The 22,610-nt window shown below is 68.0% G+C and carries 20 protein-coding genes; 10 read left to right on the plus strand and 10 right to left on the minus strand.

Features of this window, described 5'->3' with window-relative positions; translation table 11 throughout:
• Window positions 1-12: 12 nt before the first annotated feature.
• The 3 genes from AC1RLU_RS11365 to AC1RLU_RS11375 form a co-directional block, all read right to left on the minus strand.
• Window positions 13-1,221: an acetyl-CoA C-acetyltransferase gene (locus tag AC1RLU_RS11365; RefSeq protein WP_492795608.1), complete on the minus strand. Its 1,209-nt coding sequence runs from the start codon at window positions 1,219-1,221 to the stop codon at window positions 13-15.
• Between the two features lie 148 nt (window positions 1,222-1,369).
• Window positions 1,370-3,157 (minus strand): acyl-CoA dehydrogenase C-terminal domain-containing protein, encoded by a 1,788-nt coding sequence (locus AC1RLU_RS11370; protein ID WP_492795609.1) that lies wholly within the window; start codon window positions 3,155-3,157, stop codon window positions 1,370-1,372.
• Window positions 3,158-3,347: 190 nt separating this feature from the next.
• Window positions 3,348-3,785 carry a MerR family transcriptional regulator gene (locus AC1RLU_RS11375; RefSeq protein ID WP_061964987.1) on the minus strand — a complete coding sequence of 146 codons (438 nt, stop codon included), beginning with the start codon at window positions 3,783-3,785 and terminating at the stop codon, window positions 3,348-3,350.
• A gap of 374 nt (window positions 3,786-4,159) precedes the next feature.
• On the opposite strand from AC1RLU_RS11375, the gene AC1RLU_RS11380 reads away from it, so the two are divergent.
• The 3 genes from AC1RLU_RS11380 (at window position 4,160) to AC1RLU_RS11390 (ending at window position 9,392) form a co-directional block, all read left to right on the plus strand.
• Window positions 4,160-7,513, plus strand: a complete 3,354-nt coding sequence (locus AC1RLU_RS11380) for an SEL1-like repeat protein (protein ID WP_492795611.1) — start codon at window positions 4,160-4,162, stop codon at window positions 7,511-7,513.
• 182 nt (window positions 7,514-7,695) lie between these two features.
• Window positions 7,696-8,625, plus strand: a complete 930-nt coding sequence (locus AC1RLU_RS11385; protein ID WP_061964991.1) for a sulfite exporter TauE/SafE family protein — start codon at window positions 7,696-7,698, stop codon at window positions 8,623-8,625.
• On the plus strand, window positions 8,622-9,392 hold the full coding sequence (locus tag AC1RLU_RS11390; RefSeq protein ID WP_061964993.1) for a TIGR02186 family protein: 771 nt from the start codon (window positions 8,622-8,624) through the stop codon (window positions 9,390-9,392). Before AC1RLU_RS11385 ends, AC1RLU_RS11390 begins: the two co-directional genes overlap by 4 nt.
• Here AC1RLU_RS11390 and AC1RLU_RS11395 read toward each other — a convergent pair.
• Entirely contained in the window at window positions 9,389-10,633 is a 1,245-nt protein-coding gene (locus AC1RLU_RS11395; RefSeq protein WP_492795613.1) for a molybdopterin molybdotransferase MoeA, read from the minus strand. The genes AC1RLU_RS11390 and AC1RLU_RS11395 overlap by 4 nt on opposite strands.
• Before the next feature lie 149 nt (window positions 10,634-10,782).
• Between AC1RLU_RS11395 and AC1RLU_RS11400 the strand changes: the two genes are divergently transcribed.
• The 3 genes from AC1RLU_RS11400 to AC1RLU_RS11410 all read left to right on the plus strand — a co-directional run bounded on the left by AC1RLU_RS11400 (window position 10,783) and on the right by AC1RLU_RS11410 (window position 12,665).
• Window positions 10,783-11,040 (plus strand): sulfurtransferase TusA family protein, encoded by a 258-nt coding sequence (locus AC1RLU_RS11400; protein WP_492795615.1) that lies wholly within the window; start codon window positions 10,783-10,785, stop codon window positions 11,038-11,040.
• Window positions 11,041-11,067: 27 nt separating this feature from the next.
• On the plus strand, window positions 11,068-12,183 hold the full coding sequence (locus AC1RLU_RS11405; RefSeq protein WP_492795617.1) for an Mrp/NBP35 family ATP-binding protein: 1,116 nt from the start codon (window positions 11,068-11,070) through the stop codon (window positions 12,181-12,183).
• 80 nt (window positions 12,184-12,263) lie between these two features.
• Window positions 12,264-12,665 carry an SRPBCC family protein gene (locus AC1RLU_RS11410; protein WP_061964999.1) on the plus strand — a complete coding sequence of 134 codons (402 nt, stop codon included), beginning with the start codon at window positions 12,264-12,266 and terminating at the stop codon, window positions 12,663-12,665.
• Between the two features lie 7 nt (window positions 12,666-12,672).
• Here the strand turns inward: AC1RLU_RS11410 and mobA are convergent, their stop codons facing one another.
• The gene (mobA, locus tag AC1RLU_RS11415) at window positions 12,673-13,287 is read right to left on the minus strand and encodes a molybdenum cofactor guanylyltransferase MobA (protein ID WP_492795619.1); all 615 of its coding nucleotides are present in this window, start codon (window positions 13,285-13,287) and stop codon (window positions 12,673-12,675) included.
• A 9-nt stretch (window positions 13,288-13,296) separates the two neighbouring features.
• Entirely contained in the window at window positions 13,297-13,812 is a 516-nt protein-coding gene (locus AC1RLU_RS11420) for a DUF2478 domain-containing protein (RefSeq protein ID WP_185745216.1), read from the minus strand.
• A gap of 165 nt (window positions 13,813-13,977) precedes the next feature.
• On the opposite strand from AC1RLU_RS11420, the gene AC1RLU_RS11425 reads away from it, so the two are divergent.
• Together AC1RLU_RS11425 and AC1RLU_RS11430 are read left to right on the plus strand one after the other, a co-directional pair.
• Entirely contained in the window at window positions 13,978-15,234 is a 1,257-nt protein-coding gene (locus tag AC1RLU_RS11425; protein ID WP_142114884.1) for a peptide ABC transporter permease, read from the plus strand.
• A 90-nt stretch (window positions 15,235-15,324) separates the two neighbouring features.
• Entirely contained in the window at window positions 15,325-16,308 is a 984-nt protein-coding gene (locus tag AC1RLU_RS11430; RefSeq protein ID WP_492795621.1) for a threonine ammonia-lyase, read from the plus strand.
• Between the two features lie 10 nt (window positions 16,309-16,318).
• On the opposite strand, the gene AC1RLU_RS11435 is transcribed toward AC1RLU_RS11430, so the two are convergent.
• Window positions 16,319-16,726: a DUF882 domain-containing protein gene (locus AC1RLU_RS11435; protein WP_162260064.1), complete on the minus strand. Its 408-nt coding sequence runs from the start codon at window positions 16,724-16,726 to the stop codon at window positions 16,319-16,321.
• A gap of 479 nt (window positions 16,727-17,205) precedes the next feature.
• On the opposite strand from AC1RLU_RS11435, the gene AC1RLU_RS11440 reads away from it, so the two are divergent.
• Window positions 17,206-18,378 (plus strand): M20 aminoacylase family protein, encoded by a 1,173-nt coding sequence (locus AC1RLU_RS11440; RefSeq protein ID WP_061965010.1) that lies wholly within the window; start codon window positions 17,206-17,208, stop codon window positions 18,376-18,378.
• Between the two features lie 10 nt (window positions 18,379-18,388).
• Complete coding sequence (locus AC1RLU_RS11445) at window positions 18,389-19,492, plus strand: NAD(P)/FAD-dependent oxidoreductase (RefSeq protein ID WP_492795622.1); 1,104 nt, start codon at window positions 18,389-18,391, stop codon at window positions 19,490-19,492.
• Between the two features lie 177 nt (window positions 19,493-19,669).
• On the opposite strand, the gene eda is transcribed toward AC1RLU_RS11445, so the two are convergent.
• The 3 genes from eda to zwf are packed head-to-tail and all read right to left on the minus strand — an operon-like array spanning window position 19,670 to window position 22,542.
• On the minus strand, window positions 19,670-20,314 hold the full coding sequence (gene eda, locus AC1RLU_RS11450; RefSeq protein WP_492795624.1) for a bifunctional 4-hydroxy-2-oxoglutarate aldolase/2-dehydro-3-deoxy-phosphogluconate aldolase: 645 nt from the start codon (window positions 20,312-20,314) through the stop codon (window positions 19,670-19,672).
• Window positions 20,315-20,353: 39 nt separating this feature from the next.
• A complete protein-coding gene (gene pgl / locus AC1RLU_RS11455; RefSeq protein ID WP_492795625.1) occupies window positions 20,354-21,040 on the minus strand; it encodes a 6-phosphogluconolactonase in 687 nt (228 codons plus the stop codon).
• On the minus strand, window positions 21,040-22,542 hold the full coding sequence (gene zwf / locus AC1RLU_RS11460; RefSeq protein WP_091855955.1) for a glucose-6-phosphate dehydrogenase: 1,503 nt from the start codon (window positions 22,540-22,542) through the stop codon (window positions 21,040-21,042). The genes pgl and zwf overlap by 1 nt, the downstream gene beginning before the upstream one ends.
• Window positions 22,543-22,610: the final 68 nt, after the last annotated feature.

Consider the following 22,610-nt stretch of genomic DNA (forward strand, 5'->3'; position numbering starts at 1 on the left):
CTGCCCTTCCGCTCAGACGCGCTCGATGATGGTGGCGACGCCCATGCCGACGGCGACGCAGAGCGTCACCAGCGCGGTCTGCTTGCCCTGCCGCTCCAGCTCGTCGAGCACGGTGCCGAGCACCATCGCCCCGGTTGCGCCGAGCGGATGGCCCATGGCGATGGCGCCGCCATTGACGTTCAGGACCTCGTCATCGATGTCGAGCGCCTGCTGGTAGCGCAGTACGACCGAGGAAAAGGCCTCGTTCAGCTCGAAGAGGTCGATGTCCTTCTTGGACATGCCGGCCTTTCTCAGCACGAGTTCGGTGACGTCGACCGGGCCGGTCAGCATCAGCGCCAGATCGGAGCCGACCGTGGCGAAAGCCTTGATGCGGGCGCGAGGTTTCAGGCCCGCAGCCTTGCCGGCTTTCTTGGAGCCAACGAGCACGGCAGCCGCGCCATCGACGATGCCGGAAGAATTGCCGGCATGATGGACGTGGTTGATGAACTCGACTTCCGGATGCGCGGCGGTGGCGACCGCATCGAAGCCACCCATCTCGCCCATCTGGACGAAAGAGGCCTTGAGCGCTGCGAGCGTCTGCATGTCGGTACCCGGCCGGATCGTCTCGTCGCGATCGAGGATGACGAGGCCGTTGACGTCGGTGACGGGGATCACCGAGTTCTTGAAGCGGCCTTCACTCCAGGCCTTTGCGGCGCGCTGGTGCGAGCGCACGGCGAAGGCGTCGACGTCGTCGCGCGAGAAGCCGTATTTGGTCGCGATCAGGTCGGCGGAGACGCCCTGCGGCATGAAATAAGTGTCGATCGCGACGCTGGGATCGACCGCGATGCCGAAGCCGGAAGCACCCATGCCGATGCGTGACATCGATTCGACGCCGCCGCCGATCGCCATCTCCTTCTGGCCGGACATGACCTGCGCTGCGGCGAGGTTCACCGCATCGAGGCCCGAGGCGCAGAAGCGGTTGATCTGCACGCCCGGCACTTCCTTGCCGTAGCCGGCCTTGAGTGCGACCGTGCGGGCGATATCGGCGCCGGCCTCGCCGACCGGGTCGACGCAACCCATAACCACGTCCTCGACGAGGAGCGGATCGAGATCGTTGCGGTCCTTGATCGCGCGGAGCGCCTGGGTGCCGAGCTCGATCGCCGTGACTTCGTGCAGCGAGCCGTCGGCCTTGCCCTTGCCGCGCGGCGTCCGGACGTGGTCGTAGATGAATGCGTCTGCCATCGAGGGAACTCCCTGGCCTGCCGCGACCCGGCGGCTTGTTTTCCTGCTGAACGCCATGGTCGGGCTTGACTCGACCATCTTCTCATCCAGCGAACTCATCAAGAGATGCCCGGATCCAGCCCGGGCATGACGTTAAGTGCTATGCGCGTCAGAACTGCTCGGCGCTCAGCGCCATCGTCGTGTCGGCGCCGGAGGTGATACGCGCCAGATGGGCGCCGGTTTCCGGCAAGGTGCGCTCCATGAAGAAGCGGGCCGTGACGAGCTTGGCGCTCATCCGTTCGTCGGCACCGGCCTTGAGCTTCTCCTGCGCGGCCTTGGCCATCTTCACCCACATGTAGCCGAGCGAGACCAGACCCAGCAGATGCATGAAGTCGTTCGCGCCGGCGCCGGCATTGTCGGGCTTGGCGAGCGCGTTGTTCATGAACCACATCGCCGCCTGTTGGAGGTGGCCGAGCGAAACCTGGAGCGGCCCCAGCAAGGGCTTCAGCGCCTCGTCCTCGGCATTCTCCTTGAGGAAGGCGCCGACTTCGTTGAAGAAGGCCATGATGCCGCGGCCACCGTCGCGGCCGAGCTTGCGGCCGACGAGATCCATCGCCTGCACGCCGTTGGCGCCCTCGTAGATCATGGCGATGCGGGCATCCCGGACGAACTGCTCGACGCCGGTCTCGGCAATGTAGCCGTGGCCGCCGAACATCTGCTGCGCCTTCACCGCATTGTCGAAACCGATATCGGTGAGCACGCCCTTGAGCACCGGGGTCATCAGGCCGAGCTGGTCATCGGCCGCCTGGCGCTCGGCCGCATCGCCGGAGCGATGGGCGATGTCGGATTTCAGCGCGTTCCAGAGCACGAAGGCGCGCGCCGCTTCGTTGAAGGCCTTGATCGACATCAGCGTGCGGCGCACGTCGGGATGGACGATGATCGGGTCCGCCGGCTTGGCGGGCTCCTTGGCGCCGGTGAGCGCACGGCCCTGCAGACGCTCCTTCGCATAGGCGACGGCGTTCTGGTAGGCGACCTCGGACTGGGCGAGCCCCTGGATCGCGACGCCGAGGCGGGCCTCGTTCATCATCACGAACATGGCATTGAGGCCCTTGTTCTCGGTCCCGACCAGCCAGCCCTGCGCACCATCATAGTTCATGACGCAGGTCGCGTTGCCGTGGATGCCCATCTTGTGCTCGATCGAGCCGCAGGACACGCCGTTATTGGCGCCGACCGAGCCGTCTTCGCCCAGCTTGTTGCGCGGCACGACGAAGAGCGAAATGCCCTTCACGCCGGCCGGCGCGCCCTCGATGCGGGCCAGCACAAGATGGATGATGTTCCCGGTGATGTCCTGCTCGCCGGCCGAGATGAAGATCTTGGTGCCGGTGATGGCGTAGGAGCCGTCGCCGCTCGGCACGGCCTTGGTCTTGAGCAGGCCGAGGTCGGTGCCGCAATGCGGCTCGGTCAGGTTCATGGTGCCCGACCAGGTGCCGTCGATCATCTTCGGCAGATAGGTGCGCTTGATCTCGTCGGAGCCATGGACATAAAGCGCGGCGATCGCGCCCATGGTCAGGCCCGGATACATGGCGAAGGCCATGTTCGCGGCCGAGGCGTATTCGTTCATCACGGCGCCGAGCGTATAGGGCAGGCCCTGGCCACCATATTCCGGGTCCATGGCCAAGCCGATCCAGCCGCCGCCGGCATAGGCCTCATAGGCCGCCTTGAAACCCTTCGGCGTGGTGACGCGGCCGTCGGGATGGCGGGTGCAGCCCTCCTGGTCGCCGGAATGGTTGATCGGCTGGAGGACTTCCTCGCAGAGCTTCGCGCCCTCGCCGAGCACGGCTTCGATCACGTCGGAGGACGCGTCGGCGAAGCCCGGCAGGTTGTTGTAGCGCTCGATGGCGAAGACGTCGTTGAGCAGGAAAAGCGTGTCGTCGACGGGTGCCTTGTAGACCGGCATCGGATCCTCCCTCTCGTCGCAAGGCGGCGCCTGGTTCCTGTCGCCGCAGCAAGATAGTTCATATATAAACAATCTAGCCGAAGTTGCAACTGCAGCGTCGCGATTTGTCGCTCGCGGGATGGCGGGAGCGTGACGCGGCCATAAAAAAAGCCCCGGCGAAGCCGGGGCTTTGACTGTCGACCCGAGAACCTCAGGCTTTCGGCATACGAACGAGCGATGCTTCAAGCTCGGTGATCGCGCTTTCGATCTCGGTGCGCTGGCTGCGCAGCAGTTCGAGCTGCTCCACGATCTGCTCCCGGCTGAGCTGAAGGCCCCCGACGGAAGCCGCCATATCGCCAGCCCCGCCCTTCTTGTCCTCGTTGGCCAGCATGGCGCGGATCTCGACGAGCGTGAAACCGAGCTGCTTGCCCTTGAGGATCAGGGCGAGACGCGCCCGGTCGCGCGCCGAATAGATGCGGGTCATGCCGGAACGGCTCGGGGCGATCAGGCCCCGCGATTCGTAGAAGCGGAGCGTGCGCAGCGTGACGCCGAAATCACGGGCAAGATCGCTGATGGTGAAATCGCCGGTCTGATCGGCATCGGCAGGGGCGGTAGCGGAGCGGGTTTCATGAATCGAGGAACCCGCCATAGCTAAGCTTTGGCGTGACATGAAAGCTGCAATCCTTGCAAGTGTGTCGAATCGCCGGCCATGGCGGCGTCGAGTGGTACCGCAGTGATAGGGTGGGCGCTCTCGCTGCGTCAGGTAATACGCGCCCTCCGCAGGGTAAGTTACCGTTACATGGCTCGCAAAGGAGCCATTCCACGCGGCATTCGGAAAAAATTAACGATCGGCACGGCGGTTATTAACCCGTTGTTTACCATGCCCGCCAAATGTCGGGAATGCGCATCGGCGTCGTGGCTTCGTCAACGATATCTTCACGACCTGCCAAGGTTCGCGCGGGAGGCGACGGCACCAGGGGGCCTCGCCTGTCGCAGACAAGGTCCCCTTAGGCGAGCGAGATCATGGCCAACAGCTTGCCCTGGAGCGTGAAGGGCGTCGATCCCCGGACGCGCGATGCGGCAAAGGCGGCGGCCCGCCGTCTGGGAATGACGCTGGGCGAATGGCTCGACCACAAGATCCGCGACGAGAGCGACGAGGCTCACTTCCCCGCTGCTGTCCCTGCCCCCGCCGCCCCGGAGCAGCTTGACATCACCGCTCTGTCCGAACGGCTGGCCCGCCTGTCGCAGGGCCGGACCGATACCGCGCCGCGCCAGACGGCCCCGAACCCGTCGCGCGAGGCGATCGACAGCCTCGTCGGCCAGGCCGCCGCCCTCGAAAGCATGACCCGCGAAGCCAATGCCCGGACCGCCGGCGCGCTGGATTCGATCACCCGCTGGATCGAGAAGACCGAGGATCGCCTGTCGTCGAGCGAGCGCGGCTCGGCCGAGCGCCAGGAGCGCGCCACCAACGTCATCGCCGACGCGATCAAGACGATGGGCGAGCGTATCGCCGAAATCGAGCGCCGCAGCGTCGAGACCCAGCAGAGCCGCGCCGAGCAGGCGCCCCGCCTCGCCTTCAGCCGCGAAGGCCTTGCCGCTGCCGTCACCGACATCCGCACCCGCCAGCGCGTCCTCGATACCGACGAGGCGGCGCGACCGGCCGCGGTCGCGCCCGAGCGCATTTCGGCCCTGCGCGAGGACCTGCGCGAGCTCGGCTCGCGGCTCTCCTACGAGGGCCGCCGCCCGGCCCAGGCGCAACGCCCGGCCGCTCCGGTCCGCGTCGACACCAGCGCCATCGAAGCCAAGATCGGCCTGCTGGCCGAGCGCCTCGACCGGTTCGACCGGCGCGACCAGTTCGAGCCCCTGCTCAAGCCGCTGACCCGGATCGAGGCGGAAGTCTCGCGGCTGTCGCAGGACCGGGCCGGCGAGAGCTACCAGCGCTTCCAGCTCGAAATCGCGCATCTGGCCGCCAAGGTCGATGCGCTCGCCACCCGCGGCGGCCAGGTCGCCAATCTCGATCCCGTCAGGCGCGACATCGCGGAGCTCAGGGATCTCCTCGGCGCCGGCGGGCAGGACCACAAGCTGGACGATCTTTCCCAGCAGGTCGCGACGCTCGGCTTCGAGATCGGCCGGTTGCGCGATGTCCGCCCCGACATGGGCGAGCTGCGCAGCCTGGCGAGCGCGATCGACGACGTGCGCAGCGCAGTGCTGTCCCAGCGCGGCGAGTTTCCCGGCGCAGGCCTGCTGACCTCGCTTGCGAGCCAGGTCGACGCCCTGTCGCGCAAGTTCGACGCGGTCGCCACCCAGAAGCTGGACGAAAACAGCGCTTCGCGGCAGAGCGATTACCTCGCCAGCCGCATCGACTCGCTGCAACAGCGGATCGACGTCCTGGTCGAGCAGGGACCGTCCAACGTCACGCGCGAGATCGAGGCCCTCTCGAGCCGGATCGAAAGCTTTGCGGCCTCGAACCAGTTGACGCGGATGGTCGGAGAGGGTGCGGCTGCGGTCGATCTCAACCCGATCGAGCAGATGCTGCGCCATCTCGCCGAGAAGATCGACGAAGCCGGAGCGCCCGGCGCGAACGCCGAATCCTTCGATGCCCTCGAACGGCAGATTTCCGGCATCGCCAGCCGCCTCGACGAGGCGTCCGCAACCCGCTCGGCCGAAAACGGCATGGAACGCACGCTGCAGGACCTCGTCGTGCACCTGCGTTCGATGCGCGAGGAAACGGCGGCCGAACGCGCCGCCCTCGTCCAGGCCGCCAGCACGGCCGCCTCCGGCAAGGGCATCGCCGAACTGTCGAGCCTGGTGACGGGCCTGCGCGACAACCATGTCTCGTCCGACAGCCAGACGCGCGACGCAATCGGCGCCGTTCATGGCTCGCTCGAGTTGATCATGTCGCGGCTCGCGAGCCTCGAAGCCGAGCTGCAAGGCGAGCGGCATCCGCCCGCGAACGGACTGGCCGCAGCGATGCGCGCCGGGGATGGCGTCATCCGGACCAACCCCGTGCCGGCCCGTGACAGCACGAACCTCTCGGTCGGCGCCGCAGCGCAGGACCGCTTTGCCATGCCGGCCGGCGAACCCGGCCGCAGCGAGCCGACCTTGCCGGCGAGCACCGCTTTCGACATTCCGCTGGAACCCGGCTCCGGGCGCCCGCGCCCCGAGACCGCGATCGGCGCAGGCCTGGACCCGCAATCGGTCCGCCAGAGTCTGATCGCCGCCGCGCGGCGCTCCGCCAAGGCCGCCAGCGAGGCGGCAGCATCCACGCCCTCGCCCGCAGCGGAGCCGACGGCGAAGAGCCCGGGCCGCCTCAAGGACATCCTGGAGAAGCGCAAGCGCCCGCTGCTGCTCGGCCTCGCCGCGCTGATCCTCGCCATGGGCACCGCCCATCTCGTCACGAATTCCCTGCGTGGCGACAGCGCCAAGACCGCCAACAGCGGAGCGCGCAGCCTGATCGTGCCGCCCGCCGCCCAGCCGGAAGCGCCGGCCGCGCCGGCGCAGGCCCCCGCCAAGGACCAGTCTTCGGCGCTGCCCGCCACCCCGCAGGACGCTCCTGCCCAACCGGCCGCGAACCAGGCCGCGCCCGAGCAGTCCGCCACCGCGGCGGCCGCGCCCGCAACCCCGGTCGCCGCGGAAGCCGCAGCCACCGCCGCTCCGGTCGAACAGGTTCAGGCCGTGACTGGCATCGGCGATCTGCCGGCCGGGTTCGGCAGCGCAGGCCTGCGCAAGGCAGCCCAGGACGGCGATGCGCGCGCGGTCTACGAGCTCGCGAGCAAGGCCGCCGACGGCCCGGCCAACCAGCGCGACCCGAAGCTGGCGCTGCGCCTGTTCGAGCGCGCCGCTGTCGCCGGCCTCGCCCCGGCCCAGTTCCGCGTCGGCAACATGTTCGAGAAGGGCATCGGCACGCAGCGCGACCTGTCGCTCGCCCGGATCTGGTACCAGCGCGCCGCCGAACGCGGCAACGCCAAGGCGATGCACAACCTCGCCGTGCTCCATGCCGAAGGCGCCGCCGGCAAGCCGGATTACGCCATGGCGACGGAGTGGTTCCGCCGCGCCGCCGAACTCGGCGTCCGCGACAGCCAGTACAATCTCGCCGTGCTGCTCGGGCGCGGCCTCGGCGCGCCGACCGATCTCGCCCAGTCCTTCGTCTGGTTCTCGGTCGCTGCCGGCCAGGGTGACGAGGATGCCGGCCGCAAGCGCGACGAGGTGGCCCAGCGCCTGAAGGCGGAAGACCTCACCTCGGCCAAGGCGGTCGCCGCGAGCTGGAAGCCGAAGACGCTCGACGCCGCCGCCAACGAGGTCGCCGCCCCCGCAAAGGGCTGGGACCCCCAGCCGACCGCGGCGGCGCCGAAGCCCAGCAAGCCGTCCCGGACCTGAGCCGCGTTGCGCGACGTCATGCTTTCGACGTGTTGACGCGGCACGAAGAACAATCGTTTCCTAGGGCGGGCCGGAAGCGGCCCGCCTTTTCCTTTCAGGAACTTGTCTTAACCCGGGCGCTCTAGTCTGGGGCCCATCAGGCGCATGCAAACATCCATGCGCCAGCCTTGCGAGGGGTAAGCGTGCAGATCTACCTGCCGATCGCCGAGCTGCCGATCAGCGTGCTGATGGTTCTCGGCCTGAGTGGCGCGGTGGGCTTTATCTCCGGCCTGTTCGGCGTCGGCGGCGGCTTCCTGCTGACTCCCCTGCTGATCTTCCTCGACATCCCGCCGGCGGTTGCCGTCGCCACAGTCGCGGCACAGGTCGCGGGGTCCTCGATGACCGGCGTGCTGACCTATCTCCGGCGCAAGGCGCTCGACCTCAAGCTCGGCGGCGTGCTGGTCAGCGGCGGTATCCTCGGCACGGTGCTCGGCGTGCTGTTCTTCAACACGATGAAGCGGCTCGGACAGCTCGAGCTCGTGATCACGCTGTCCTATGTCACGCTGTTCTCGATCATCGGCGGGCTGATGCTCTACGACGCGCTGCGGGCGATGCTGCGCGTCCGGGCCGGCAAGCCGGCGCGCCTGAAGCGGCGCGGCGGCATGCATCCGTGGTGGATGGGCCTGCCCTTCCGCCAGCGCTTCTACCGGTCCGGCCTTTATTGCAGCGTCATTCCCATCGCGCTGCTCGCGGTCATCATCGGCTTCATCGGCGCCGTGCTCGGCGTCGGCGGTGGCTTCATCCTGGTGCCCGGCCTGATCTATTTCTTCCGCATTCCGCCGGCGGTGGTGGTCGGCACCTCGCTGTTCCAGATCCTGGTGACGATGACCGGCGCCACCGTGCTGCACGCCGTCACCAACCAGTCGGTCGACATCGTGCTGGCCGTGCTGCTGCTGCTCGGCGGGGTGATCGGCGCGCAGTTCGGCGGCCGTGCGGCGCGCAGCCTCAATGTCGAATCCTTCCGCTTGCTGCTGGCGCTGCTGATCCTCTCCGTCGGCCTGCGCTTCGCCATCGAGCTGTTCATCCCGCCGAGCGAGCCCTTCTCGGTCGTCGTTCCGGAGAGCGGGCGATGAGGTGGCTCGCCGCAATCCTCGCCGCCCTCTCGATCGGTTTCACGGTCGGCACAGCCCGCGCCGAAACGCTGATCGCGGCGATGTCGAGCCACCAGATCCAGATCACATCGAACTATACCGGCAGCCAGCTCACGGTGTTCGGCCTCGTCGAACGCGACGGCAGGACGGTCTCGCGCGGCGACCCCTACGACATCATCGTCACGGTGCGCGGTCCCCGGCGCATGCTGCTGGTGCGCGAGAAGGAACGGCTCGGCCCGATCTGGATCAACCGGACGCAGCGGCGCTTTCCCGACAACCCGGTCTTCCTGCATGTCGCCAGCAACCGCCCGATCGCGGAGATGATGTCCAACGAGACGGCGCAACGCGACCGCATCGGCCTCGTCAATGCCGAGCGGCCATCCGGCAGCTGGGTCGATCTCGATCCCGGCGCGCGGCGCTTCCGCGAAAGCCTCGTCCGGATCATGCAGGGCAAGGACCTCTACGGCTACGAGGAGCGCGGCGTCACCTTCCTGTCGAACGCGCTGTTCAGCGCCCCGGTCGACATCCCTGCCACGGCGCCAACCGGCTCCTATACCGTGGACATCGTGCTCTATTCGGGCGGTGTGCCGCTGGCGCGGCAGCAGACCAATTTCGAGGTGATCAAGACCGGCATCGAGCAGCGCCTGGCGCTGGGCGCCTATGATTGGGCCCTGCTCTACGGCCTCGTCACCGTGCTTCTGGCGCTGTTCCTTGGCTGGGGTGCGAGCGTGATCTTCCGGCGCGACTAGAAGAGATCGGCATAGGGCAGGAAGGGTGCAGCCTCCCCCGCCTCGACCCGCGCGATCTCCTCGGCGAGCACGACGAGCCCGTCCGACTGCGCGAGCGAGGCGAGCGAGCCCGCCCCCTCGCCTGGATGCCTGTGCGCGATGGTCACACCTTCGCCATCCTGCTCCAGAGACACCCGCAGGAATTCACGCCGACCCGGCTTCTTGGCATGCGAGAAGCCCAACCTGACCAGCTGGGCTGACGGCGGAGCATAGGTTTCGCCCGCCAATCGCGCGAGGAGCGGACGGGCGACAAAGGCGAAGCCGACGAAGACCGCAACCGGATTGCCAGGTAGTCCGATAAAGGGCGTCCCGGCGACGCGGCCGATTGCAATCGGCTTGCCGGGCTTGATCGCCACGCGCCAGAGATCGAGCGAACCGCAGGCGAGGACCGCGTCCCGGACATGATCGGCCTCGCCGACCGAGACACCGCCGGAGGTGAGCACGAGATCGCAATCCACTGCCGCCTCGCGCAGCCGCTGTTCCAGCATCTGCGCTTCGTCACGCAGGATGCCGAGATCGAGGACATCGGTACCGGCTCGCGTCAGCATGGCACGCAGCATCGCCCGGTTGGCGTCGTAGATCGCGCCGGGGCCGAGCGTCCGGCCGGGCTCCGCGAGTTCATCGCCGGTCGAGAACAGCGCGACGCGTGGACGGCGGCGCACGGTGACCTCGGCCAGTCCAAGCGCCGCGAGCAGGCCGAGATCCTGCGGACGCAGGCACCGCCCCGCCGGCAGAATCGCCTGCCCGCGCGCGACATCCTCGCCCGCCGATCGCAGATTGGCACCGCATCTGACGCCTGTCGGCAGGACGACCGCGCCGTCGCTCGCGACAGCGTCCTCCTGCATCACGATGGTATCGGCACCCTCGGGAACCGGCGCGCCGGTGAAGATACGCCAGGCGCCATGCTCCAGCACCGCAGCAGCTTCGCCTGCCATCGTCCGGCCGAGGATCGGCAGACTGGTCGCCGCGCCAGTCGTGAGATCGGCGAAGCGGACGGCATAGCCATCGACCGCCGAATTCGCGAAGGGGGGCAAGTCGCGCGGCGCAACCACCGCTTGCGCCAGTACATGGCCATCGGCTTCGGCGAGAGGCAGTATCAGCGTGCCGGCAACCGGATGGACGCGCGACACGGCGTCGGCCGCGGCTTCGTCCAGCGTGAGGAGCCCGGAATCGGATCTGCCGCCGCCCAGTCGCACCATCATGGTCCCCGCCTGCTTCGGCCGCCTGGACACATCGCCGCCCGCTTCCTCCCGATCGCTCGCCTCTTCATCGTCGGCGTGGCGGAAGGGGTCAAGTGACCTGCGTCAAGGCGGCGGTTGCCGCGCCCCGAACAGCCGTCCTATGAAGCAGCATGACGACGATGGCCCCGGCGGGCGCGACCCTCGATATCATTCCGCTCGACCTGCGCGGCCTGAAATGTCCGCTCCCGGTACTGCGCGTCCGCAAGGCGCTGATAGCGGCGCGGGCCGGCAGCCTGCTCGTCGTGGAATGCACCGACCCGATGGCGGCGATCGATCTGCCCAATCTCGTCCGCGAGACCGGCGACACCATTGAACGACTGGGGGATGCGGATAGCGCCCTCGTCTTCCATATCCGCAAGGCGGCGTGAGGCCGCGAGCGAACGGAGTTCAACCACGTGAGCCTTTCCCAAGCCGATGTCCTGCGGGCGCTGGAACTGGTGAAGCTGCCGGCGAGCGGGCAATCGCTCGCCGCCTCCGGCCGGATCGGCGATATCCTCGTCGATGGCGGCAAGGTGATCTTCGCGATCGGCATAGACGCGACCGAAGCGGCGGCGATGGAGCTGGTGCGCAAGGCGGCCGAGAGCGCGGTCGGCGGCCTGCCGGGCGTGACGCAGGTGCTGGTCGGGCTGACCGCCGACAAGGCCGGGCCCTCGGCCGGCATGCAGGCCCGCCAGCAGGCGCAGCGCCCCGGGCCGGGCGGACCGCCGAAGCCCGCCGGCGTGCCGGGCGTGAAGCAGATCATCGCGGTGGCCAGCGGCAAGGGCGGCGTCGGCAAATCGACGACCGCGGCCAATCTCGCCGTGGCGCTCTCGACGCTGGGCCTCAAGGTCGGCGTGCTCGATTCCGACATCTACGGACCGTCCATGCCGAAGATCTTCGGCATCAAGGGCAAGCCGCAGATCGTCTCGGGCCGGACGCTGGCGCCGATGGAGGCCTATGGCCTCAAGGTGATGTCGATCGGCTTCCTCGTCGACGAGGAGACGCCGATGATCTGGCGCGGGCCGATGGTGATCTCGGCGATCACCCAGATGCTGCGCGAGGTCGCCTGGGGCGATCTCGACGTGCTCGTCGTCGACATGCCGCCCGGCACCGGCGACGCCCAGCTCACCATGGCCCAGCAGGTGCCGCTTGCAGGCGCCGTCATCGTCTCGACGCCGCAGGACCTCGCCTTGCTCGACGCGCGCCGCGGCGTCGCGATGTTCAGGAAGGTCGCGGTGCCGATTCTCGGCCTGGTCGAGAACATGAGCTATTTCACCTGTCCGGCCTGCGGGCACCGCTCCGACATCTTCGCCCATGGCGGCGCCCGGCACGAAGCCGAGCGGCTTTCCATCCCCTTCCTCGGCGAAATCCCGCTGGCCATGCCGATCCGCGAGACATCGGATGGCGGCCGACCGATCGTCGCGAGCGATCCGTCGAGCGCCCATGCCAAGGCCTATGTCGCGCTGGCGCGACAGGTGCAGGCCAGCCTGGGCGGCGCGGTGCGGGCGGCGCCGCGGATCGTCATCGAATAAGGTCGAGCACGCGATGCCGGCAGCTTGACAAATCTGGAAATCCGTTCTTCTTTTGTTCTGTATTCAGAAGGACGAAAACCATGGCCGTCCATCGCGCCCGCCATATCGGAATCGGCATCGACCGACCGGTGGAGGAGGTCTATGCCTTCCTCGCCGACCCCGTGAATTTCCCGCGCTGGGCCGAAGGGCTCGGCCACAGCTTCGTGCAAGTCGAGGGCATGACCTGGCGCGCCGAGACGCCGATGGGGCCAATGCGCATCCTGTTCAGCGAGCCGAACAATCACGGCGTGCTCGACCATGCCGTCATTCCCGAGCACGGCCCGGCCATGCACAATCCGATGCGCGTCGTCGCCAATGGCGACGGGGCGGAAGTGGTTTTCACGCTGTTCCAGCGCGACGGCATGTCCGACGACGAGATGGCACGGGATGCGGCCATGGTCAGCCGTGATCTCGCGGCCCTGAAAGCGCTGCTGGAACGATAAGACGCGCTTAGATGGTGGCCGCCAGACGCTCGGCTTCGGCAAGGTCCTCGAGCGTGTTGACGTTGAAGAAGGGATCGACGGACTCGGCTGACCACTCGGCGACGGCGACGCCATGGCCTTGCGTCCAGCGGCCGAGTCTGCGTTCCCCTGCTAACAATGCCTGACGCAGGTCCTCACGCAGCGAGACCGGCCAGAGGCCGATGGCGTGATGCTGCTGCCCGCCCGAGGCAGCGCAAGCGAGCGGCGTGCCAGCGGTAGTGCGTACCTGGTGAAGGCGCGAGGCAAGATCGCCGGGGATGAAGGGCGTATCGGCTGCTACGCTGAGCAGCCACCCGGTTTGCGGCCGATGCTCGGCGACCCAATCGAGACCCGCCAGAACGCCGGCGAGAGGACCGGCGAAATCCGGCACGGTATCGGCGACGACCGGCAGGCCGAATTCGGCCAAGCGTGCGGGATCGCCATTGGCGTTGAGCAGGAGGTCGTCGCACTGTCCGCGCAGGCGCTCGATGACGTGGGCGAGGATCGGCCGGCCGGCAAGCGGCTTCAGGGCCTTGTCGCCGCCGCCCATCCGCCGGGCGAGGCCGCCCGCGAGGATCAGGCCGATCGTGGGCGTCTCCGCCATGCCGCTCGATCAGGCCGCGACGGCCGTGGCGGCCTGCACCCAGCGCTCCACGACCTCTTCGTCAACGGGCAATTCCTGCCAGTCGTCACCAGCGAAGTCGCGCCAGGCCGGCAGGAAATCGCGGCGCACGGCAATCAGCAGCGGCAGGCCGGCGAGCAGCGCGCCGGCGATCTCCTGGCGCAGTCCCTCGCCCAGGGCCTCCTGCTTGCCGAAGCGGTTGACGATCACGAGATCGGCGCGCCCGGCCAGCGCATCGGAAAAGGCGGCAGCGGCGGCAGCAAGCCCGGCCGCGTCGAGATGGCAGCCCGAAGCGCCGGCGCCGAGATCCTGGCTGATCGGGAAGCGCCGGCCGCTCGCGACGTCCTCCAGCGACATCGCCATGCAGCGGTCGTCGCATGTCGCATCATTGTGCTGGACCACGCCGCCGAGGCGCAGGCCCTGCCGTTTCAGCCTGTCGACGAGGCCGTGCATGAAGGCATCGATCGCGAAGCCGCTCGCAAAGGGGATGGCTGCCAGCATGGTCATGCCGGTTTCTCTCATGAACGCTACCGCTCCGCCAGTGGCGGCACCGCCGCGCCTCTGCAATCCCGTCGGAGAGATGCCGCGACAGTGTTGCGCCGCACCTACAGTCGGGCGCGCCTGCGCCCGCTAGGGTGGCAGGCTGAGGCCCCGTGACGACCGCCGGAACGCATGATCCGAAAGAACGCTCAAGCCCCGCTCGACCCGGCTACCGACGCCGCGCTGCTGCTGCGGCGCATCGGCTTCGGCACGCTGGCCCTCGTCCTGCCGCTGGCCGCGCTGGTGTCGCGCCGGGCCGCCGTCGTGCTGGTGCCGATCGGTGTCGCGCTGCTGATCATCGCGAGCCTGATCGAGGATCCCCGCAAATTCGTGGCGACCCTTCGGGCCTTGCTGCTGAGCCGCCCCGGCGTGATCCTGATCGGCCTGATCGCCTGGGCCTTCCTGTCGCTGGTCTGGAGTCCGTTCCCGGGCGCGGCCGCCGAGAAGGCCGGCAATCTCATGCTCGCAGCCATTCTCGGCTTCGTCGGCCTCTCCGCCCTGCCTGAGCGGATGCGCTCGTCGAACCTCAATCTCGTCGCACTCGGCACCGGCAGCGCCGGCATCTTCGCGCTCGGCCTGATCGCGGTCGCGGCGCTGCGCCATGCCGAGACGCCGCCGGGCGCCGTCGAGCGTGGCGTCTCGATCATCCTGATCATGGCCTGGCCGGCGCTGGCCTGGCTGCTCTCGCGCGAACGAGGCTTGAGCGCACTCGGGCTCGCTCTCGTCGTGGCGCTGCTGGCGCTGACGCGGTTCGAGGACGGCGAGACGCTGGCGATGATCTTCGGTGCGGTCGCCTTCGGCGCGGTCACCGCCAGCCGCGAGCGCGCGACGCAGATCATCGCCACGATCGTCGCCGGCTTGATGCTGCTCGCGCCGATTCTGCCCTTCCTGCTGGCGCCGCTCGTCTCGATCCTGCCGGACAGCGCCGACGACTTCGCGCAGATGCTGTCGATCTGGGCCGATGTGATCCGGCAATCGCCGATCGAAGTGATCACCGGGCACGGCCTCGATACCGTCCTGCGCGGCCAGATGAGCGGTACCCTGCCCCAGCCCGCTCCGGCGACGCTGCTGTTCGAGACCTGGTATGAGCTCGGCCTGGTCGGTGCTGCTGCGGCGGCGGCCTGCCTCTATTTCGCGATCCGTGCCGCCGGGCGCATGACCGGAGCGCTCGCCGCCGGCGGCGTCGCCGCCTTCACCACCGCCTTCGCACTCAGCGTCTTCGGCTTCGCGCCGCTGCTGCCCTGGTGGCTGATGACCCTGACGGCCGTCATGCTCCTTTTCGGCGCCATCGCGCGGGGGCAGTATCGGACCGACCGCCCCGCCGTGCCGCTGCCGACACGTGCCCCCAACCATACGCGCCCCAAAGCCTCCCAACCGCCGCGCCCGTAGCGGCCCGGACGACCGGCGCTTGACGGGCCGGCATCTGCCGCGCTCTCGTGCCGCCTGATCGGAATCGCTGCGGCAGAGGACAAGAGCGCCATGACCTTCGACGTCACCCCGTTCGACGTCACCCTCGCCGACGTCCAAGCCGCCGCCGCGCGCATCGCCGGCAAGGTCCGGCGCACGCCGACCTATCACAGCGTCGGATTGTCGGAGCGCCTGGGAGTCGAGACCTGGATCAAGCTGGAAAGCCTGCAGCTCGGCGGCTCCTTCAAAGTGCGGGGCTGCTTCAACAAGCTGTCAGGCCTGAGCGAGGCGGAGCTCCGGCGCGGCGTCGTCACCGTGTCCGGCGGCAATCATGCGATCGCCGTCTCCCTCGTCGCGCGCGCGGTCGGCACGCGGGCGCTCGTGCTGATGCCGAAAGCAACGCCGGCGCTCAACATCCGCCTGACGGAGGAAGCCGGCGGGCAGGTCGAGCTCTGCGAGGATTCCATCGCCGCCTTCGCCAAGGCCGAGACTTACGCCGCGCAGGGCATGACCCATGTCCACTCCTATGACGACCCGGCGATCATCGCCGGCCATGGCACGCTCGGCCTCGAACTGGCTGCCGATGCCGGCGGGCGGCTCGACCATGTCTTCGTCTCGGTCGGCGGCGGGGGTTTTTCTGCCGGCGTCGGCGCTGCCCTGAAAGGCCTCGATCCGGCCGTACGCCTGCACGGCGTCGAGACCGAAGGCGCCACGACGATGACGCAGGCGCTCGCAGCCGGCGAACCGGTCTCGATCCGCCCGACCTCGATCGCCCGCACGCTCGGCGCGCCTTTCGCGACCAGGCGCACGATGGCAGCCGCCCGGCAATTGCTGGAGGACATCATCGTCGTGCCAGATGCCGCCGCAGTCCGCGAGCTGGTCTGGGCCCTGGACAACGAACGCGTCCTGCTGGAGCCGGCGGCCGCCTGCGTGATCGCCGCGGCGCTGGAGCGGAAGGACAGCTTCCGGCCGGGCGAGCGCATCTGTCTCGTGCTCTGCGGCTCGAACGTCGCCCTCGCGGATATCGAGAGCTGGCGCTCGGGCTTCGGGATTTAAGACACCCCGATCAGCGGCTGTTGCGCGCCACCCGCGTGTAGTGGCGGCGCTTGCCGGCGGAAGCGTAGCGGCTGCGCTTGTGGCCGTGCCAGGAAATCTCGCGCGCGCCGACATCGGCATGGACCAGGCCGTTCGAGTAGGTGCCGACACCGCCGACGTTCTCGATCGCGCGCGCCGCAGCGGCTGCCTTGCGCGACGACGTCGCCATCGGCCGGAAATCGATCGCCCGGCCGCTGTAGTGCTGGGAGTGGCGGGCATGACGGCCGCCGCAGGTCGAGGTGATCTGGATCGGGCCGATCTTTGCGACGAGATCGGCGATCATCGCCTTCGTCTCGGGCTTGAGGCAGCCGAGGCCTTTGACCTGCGGCTGAAAGGAGATTTTCTCGGGCGTAACATCAGCCAGAGCGGCAGCAGGCAAGAAGCCGCACAGTAACGCAAGCAACGACAAGCGACGCATCATCTACCAAACATGTAAGGGGGGATTGGAAAGGATCAGGCCAGATAATCTCGATGGCCCGAGCGGATGCCGCCTCCGCTAATCGTGAAGCAAGGCCAAATCATGGCTGAGACCTTTCCAGATTATTTCACGCCTGTCATCCGGATCGCTCCTGGCTCTTGGTCATGTGACGATGACCTCTGATTGGCGCCCGTGAAATGGCACCAGAGGAGCCGACGGCGAAGCGCTGTCGTCCCGCACGCGATGCAGCGCGCAGCGGCATTCCATACCGCTGCGCGCACGGGATGCCCCGCTGGATCGGCCCTCCGTGAGCGCCCGCCATTCCGCGAAGGCCCATCCCCTGCGCGCCACCGGCTTGGACAGGCGGGGCGCGGCTGGGCTAGCCTGCGCGACGGCACCCGCTTTCTGCGCGGTCGCCCCATACGATCTCAGAGGATACGATGCCCAAGACCGACATCATCGCGGCGCTGACCCCGGAAATCACCGCGATCCGCCGCGACATCCACCGCCACCCCGAACTGATGTACGACGTCCACCGGACCGCTGGCCTCGTCGCCGACAAGCTCAAGGAGTGGGGCGTCGATGAGGTCGCCACTGGCGTCGGCCAGACCGGCGTGGTCGGCATCATCAAGGGCAAGGGCCAGAATTCCGGCCGGGTCATCGCCATGCGCGCCGACATGGACGCGCTGCCGATCCATGAAGAGACCAATCTCCCGCACCGCTCGACCGTGCCCGGCAAGATGCATGCCTGCGGCCATGACGGCCACACCGCGATGCTGCTCGGCGCCGCCAAGTACCTGACCGAGACCCGCGATTTCGACGGCACCGCCGTGCTGATCTTCCAGCCGGCCGAGGAAGGCGGCGCCGGCGCCAAGGCGATGATCGACGACGGGCTGATCACCCGCTTCGGCATCCAGGAAGTCTACGGCATGCACAACAAGCCGGGCGTGCCCGTCGGCAAGTTCGAGATCCGCAAGGGTCCTGCGATGGCCGCAGCCGACCGCATCCACATCAAGATCGAGGGCCTTGGCGGGCACGCGGCGGCGCCGCACCGCGTCAACGACCCGATCGTCGCCTCCTGCGCGCTCGTCACCGCGCTGCAGACGGTGTCCTCGCGCAATGCCGATCCGCTCGATTCCATCGTGGTCTCGGTGACGGCGCTGAATGCCGGCGAGGCGTTCAACGTCATCCCCCAAACCGCCGAGATCAAGGGTTCGGTCCGCACGCTGACGCCGGAGATGCGCGCGCTGGCGCAAAAGCGCATCACCGAGATCGTCGAAGGCGTGATGAAGGCTTTCGGCATGAAGTACGAACTGGAGTACCATCTCGGCTATCCCGTGACCTTCAACCATGCCGGCCAGACCGATTTCGCCACCAGCGTGACGAAGGAGGCCTTCGGCTCGGACGCGATCAACACCGAAGTGCCGCCGACCATGGGCTCGGAGGATTTCTCCTACATGCTGGAGGAGCGCCCCGGCGCCTTCATCAATATCGGCAACGGTGACTCGGCGGGCCTGCACAACCCGGCCTACGAGTTTAACGATGCGGCGATCCCGGTCGGCGTGAACTACTGGGCGAGCCTGATCGAGATCGCCATGCCGCAGCGCGGCTGACGGCCGGGCGATGAGCGACATCGATTGTCTGGTGATCGGGGCCGGCGTCGTCGGCCTCGCAGTTGCTCGCGAACTGGCGCTGGCCGGACGCGAGGTCGTCATCGCTGAGGCTACTGAGGGCATCGGCACCCAGACCTCGGCACGCAATTCCGAGGTCATCCATGCCGGGATCTATTATCCGCCCGGCTCGCTGAAGGCCCGCGTCTGCGTCGCGGGCCGCAGCAAACTCTATCGCTACCTGCAAGAACGCGGCTTGCCGCATAAGGCCTGCGGCAAGCTGATCGTCGCCACCGCCGAGGCCCAGAAGCCGGCGCTGGAGACGATCATGGCCCGCGCGAAAGCCTCGGGCGTCGACACGCTGCGCTGGCTCTCAGGCGCCGAGGCAAAGGCGATGGAGCCTGAGGTGCGCTGCGAGATCGCGCTCCTCTCGCCCGAGACCGGCGTGGTCGACAGTCATGCGCTGATGCTGTCGCTGCTCGGCGAGTGCGAGGCGGCCGGCGGATCGCTCGCGCTGAACACGCCGATCACCGGCTGGCGGCGCGAGGCTGAAGGCTTCAGCGTCGATTTCGGCGGTGCGGAGCCTGCGACCTACACGGTGCGGACCGTCGTGAATTCAGCCGGCCATGGCGCACCGAAGCTGCTCGGCCTGCTCGACGGCTTTCCGTCTGAACACGTGCCGGTGCAGCACTATGCCAAGGGCAATTATTTCGCACTGACCGGCAAGCAGCCGTTCAGCCATCTGGTCTATCCGGTGCCAGAAGCAGCAGGGCTCGGCATCCACGCCACCATCGACATGGGCGGGCGGGTCAAGTTCGGGCCGGATGTCGAATGGGTCGAGAGCGATCAGGATTTGGTGGTCGATCCGGCGCGGGCGGAGAAATTCTACGCGGCCATCCGGACCTATTGGCCGGCTCTGCCGGACGGGGCGCTGGTCGCGGATTACGCGGGCATCCGGCCGAAGCTGCACGGGCCGACCGAGCCGATGCCGGATTTCCGCATCGACGGGCCGGAGGTGCATGGAGTCGCCGAGGTGGTCAACTTGCTGGGCATCGAGAGCCCCGGACTGACGAGCTCGCTAGCAATCGCCGAGATGGTGCGGGAGAAGCTGTCGTAGAGTGTCATCCCGCACGCGCTGCGGCACGAAGTGCTGCTGCGCAGATGCGGGACCGCGCGGCAAGAAGGCGCCTTTTCCTGAGAACGATCCCGTGTCTGCGCCGCAGCGTTTCACGCTGCAGCGCGCACGGGATGACAGCCTTCTTTCCCCGCGATCTTATCGCGCGTTGCGCTGCTCTTACCCCCGCGCCTTCAGGAACGCTTCCTTCGCCTCGCGCGCCAGCGTTTCGATCCGCTTCCAGTCACCCGCGGCGATCGCATCGGCCGGAACCAGCCAGGAACCGCCGACGCAGATCACCTGCGGCAGGGCAAGATAGTCGCTGAGGTTCTTGAGCCCAACACCACCGGTCGGACAGAAGGTCATCTGCGGGAACGGGCCGGAGAGCGCCTTCAGGGCCGGCGGGCCACCGGCTTGCTCGGCCGGGAAGAATTTCGCGGTGGTGCGGCCAGCGGCAACCGCGCGCATGCAATCCGAAGCCGTCGCCACACCCGGCAGCCAGGGCAGACCCGCCTTGCGCAAGGCTTCGTCGACACTCTCGCTGAAGCCCGGGCTGACCACGGCCTGCGCGCCGGCATCCTTGACCTGCTGAGCCTGGGCCGGGGTGACGACCGTGCCAGCAACCGCCAGCGCCTTCGGAACCGATTTCGCGATGGCCGCGAGGGCTTCCATCGCGGCCGGGCGGCGCAGCGTGACCTCGACGACATCGATGCCGCCGGCGACCAGCGCATGGGCGAGATCGACGGCGCGCGAGGCGTCCTCGATCACCACGACGGGGATCACGCCGCAATTCTTCAACCGGGCAATCGCGGCAGTCTCGTCCATGGTCTCGTCTTTCAATCGATTTGAACTGGCAACCGGGCTCTACTCCTTCGCCCAGTAGACGTCGAGCCCTCGCGCGCTGCCGAGCAGAAGGTCAACAGGCAATGGCTGCTGCCCGCGCTCCGGAGCGGCCTTGAGTACAGCTTCCTTGGCAGTGCCGGAGACGAGCAGGCTCGCCCAGCCGGCGCCAAGCAGGCGGGCGGGCGAGAGCGAGAGCCGCGGCGGCAATCCCGGCGGGCGAGCGACGACGATGCCACTATCCGGCATGGCATTGAAGGCAGCCTCTGCGCCGGGAAAGAGCGAGGCGATATGCCCGTCGGCGCCCATGCCGCTGACGAGCAGGTCGATCTGGGGCAGTTCGGCAAGTTTGGCGCACAGCACGGCAGCAGCGGCCTCGATGTCGCTGCCGTGCTCGTGGAAGGACAGGAACGAGGCTCGCTCTGCCGCGAGCGGCGCGAATTGCGCCCGGATCATGCGCTCGTTCGAAGCGGCATCATCGGCGGCGACGAAGCGTTCGTCGGTCGGCAGCAGTGTGACCTGCTCCCAGGGCAGGTCATGCTGGCCGAGCGCGGCGAGGAAGCCGGCCGGGGTCGTGCCGCCGGGCACCGCGAGCAGCGCCCTGCCCTGCCCGGTCAGCAAATCCTTAAGCCGGATCGCAACCGCCTCCGCCAGCGCCTCCGAGGCGTCGGCCAGAGTGGCGAAGCGGTGCCAGGCGAGCGGGCCGGCCATCAGACCAGATCCGGATCGGCCCAGGAGCGGCCGTCGCGCTCGATCAGGCCGATCGCCTGCGACGGGCCCCAGGAGCCGGCGGCGTAGCGATGCGGATGCGGGTAGTAGTCCTGCCAGCCGGCGATGATCGGATCGACCCAGGACCAGGCCTGCTCGACCTCGTCGCGATGCATGAACAACGTCTGGTCGCCGCGGATCACATCGGTCAGCAGGCGCTCATAGGCGTCCGGCGTGCGCTCGTCGAAGGCCGTGGAATAGCGCAGGTCGAGCTGGCGCGGCACGATCTTGAGCCGGCCAGAACCGGGCACCTTCATCATGAGCTGGAGCTGCACGCCGTCGTTCGGCTGCAGGCGGATGAACAGGCGGTTGGCGTCGAGCCGGTCGCCGCCGCCATTGCCGAAGATCGAATGCGGTACCGGCTTGAAGGTGACGGCGATCTCGGAGTAGCGCTGCGCCATGCGCTTGCCCGTCCGCAGATAGATCGGCACGCCGGCCCAGCGCCAGTTGTCGACCTCGCAACGGATCGCGACGAAGGTCTCGGTATTGGAGGCGTGGCCGAGTTCATCGGCATAGCCCTTGACGCGCTGGCCGTCGATCTGGCCGGCGCCGTACTGGCCCCGCACGGTGAAGCGCTGGACGTCCGGTCCGACGATCGGACGCAGCGCCTTCAAGACCTTGATCTTCTCGTCGCGGACGGCGCCGGCCTCCAGCATATTCGGCGGCTCGATGGCGAAGAGGGTGAGCAACTGCATGAGATGGTTCTGGACCATGTCGCGCATATGCCCGGACTTGTCGTAATAGCCGGCGCGCTGCTCCAGGCCGACCGTCTCAGCCACGGTGATCTGGACATGGTCGATGTCGCGGCTCGACCAGGAACGCTCGAACAGCGTGTTGGCGAAGCGCAGGACGAGCAGATTCTGCACCGTCTCCTTGCCGAGATAATGGTCGATCCGGTAGGTCCGGCTTTCCGGCAGGATGCGTGCGACGGCATCGTTGATCGCCCGCGCCGAGGCGAGATCGCGGCCGAGCGGCTTCTCTAGGATGACGCGCGAGGTCGGCGTCAGGATGTCGGCCTTGGCTAAGTTCTCGCAGATCGGGATGAACAGATCGGGCGGGGTCGAGAGATAGAAGGAGCGGACGCGCTCGCTGTCGCCCAACGCCTTCTTCAAAGCCTTATAGGTTTCCGGTTTCAGCGCATCGAGCATCACCATGGTCAGGCGGCGCAGGAAGGGCTCGACCTGATCCTTCGGGATGCCCTCTTCATCGAGGCGCCTGGCGATCTGCTTCGGCAGGCCCTCGACATCCTCCTCCTTGCGGACGACGGCGAGGATGCGGCTCTCTTCGGGCAGGACGCCCTCGCGGTTGCGCTGGGCCAGCGCCGGGAAGAGCTTGCGCAGGGCGAGATCGCCGCCCGCCCCGAAGATCACGAGATCGAAGGGCGGGACCGGTGTCCGCTCGGGAATGCTCTCGGGCCGAAGCGCGTTGTCCACGGTTGCGTCCATAAGTCCTGTAACTCCGTCAGGCGGTGCCGGTTCGCTGGACCGGCGCAAGGCCTTGCAGGCCGGTCGCA

This window comes from Allobosea sp. GW822-FHT05A11 (assembly GCF_058800455.1).

Coding starts and splice junctions, on each gene's coding strand:
- AC1RLU_RS11445 (WP_492795622.1), top strand. CDS start 18,389: ATGAGCGACATCGATTGTCTGGTGATCGGGGCCGGCGTCGTCGGCCTC.
- eda (WP_492795624.1), bottom strand. CDS start 20,314: ATGGACGAGACTGCCGCGATTGCCCGGTTGAAGAATTGCGGCGTGATC.
- AC1RLU_RS11390 (WP_061964993.1), top strand. CDS start 8,622: ATGAGGTGGCTCGCCGCAATCCTCGCCGCCCTCTCGATCGGTTTCACG.
- AC1RLU_RS11395 (WP_492795613.1), bottom strand. CDS start 10,633: ATGATGGTGCGACTGGGCGGCGGCAGATCCGATTCCGGGCTCCTCACG.
- AC1RLU_RS11400 (WP_492795615.1), top strand. CDS start 10,783: ATGACGACGATGGCCCCGGCGGGCGCGACCCTCGATATCATTCCGCTC.
- zwf (WP_091855955.1), bottom strand. CDS start 22,542: ATGGACGCAACCGTGGACAACGCGCTTCGGCCCGAGAGCATTCCCGAG.
- AC1RLU_RS11410 (WP_061964999.1), top strand. CDS start 12,264: ATGGCCGTCCATCGCGCCCGCCATATCGGAATCGGCATCGACCGACCG.
- AC1RLU_RS11370 (WP_492795609.1), bottom strand. CDS start 3,157: ATGCCGGTCTACAAGGCACCCGTCGACGACACGCTTTTCCTGCTCAAC.
- AC1RLU_RS11375 (WP_061964987.1), bottom strand. CDS start 3,785: ATGGCGGGTTCCTCGATTCATGAAACCCGCTCCGCTACCGCCCCTGCC.
- AC1RLU_RS11425 (WP_142114884.1), top strand. CDS start 13,978: ATGATCCGAAAGAACGCTCAAGCCCCGCTCGACCCGGCTACCGACGCC.
- mobA (WP_492795619.1), bottom strand. CDS start 13,287: ATGGCGGAGACGCCCACGATCGGCCTGATCCTCGCGGGCGGCCTCGCC.
- AC1RLU_RS11365 (WP_492795608.1), bottom strand. CDS start 1,221: ATGGCAGACGCATTCATCTACGACCACGTCCGGACGCCGCGCGGCAAG.
- AC1RLU_RS11440 (WP_061965010.1), top strand. CDS start 17,206: ATGCCCAAGACCGACATCATCGCGGCGCTGACCCCGGAAATCACCGCG.
- pgl (WP_492795625.1), bottom strand. CDS start 21,040: ATGGCCGGCCCGCTCGCCTGGCACCGCTTCGCCACTCTGGCCGACGCC.
- AC1RLU_RS11430 (WP_492795621.1), top strand. CDS start 15,325: ATGACCTTCGACGTCACCCCGTTCGACGTCACCCTCGCCGACGTCCAA.
- AC1RLU_RS11420 (WP_185745216.1), bottom strand. CDS start 13,812: ATGACCATGCTGGCAGCCATCCCCTTTGCGAGCGGCTTCGCGATCGAT.
- AC1RLU_RS11380 (WP_492795611.1), top strand. CDS start 4,160: ATGGCCAACAGCTTGCCCTGGAGCGTGAAGGGCGTCGATCCCCGGACG.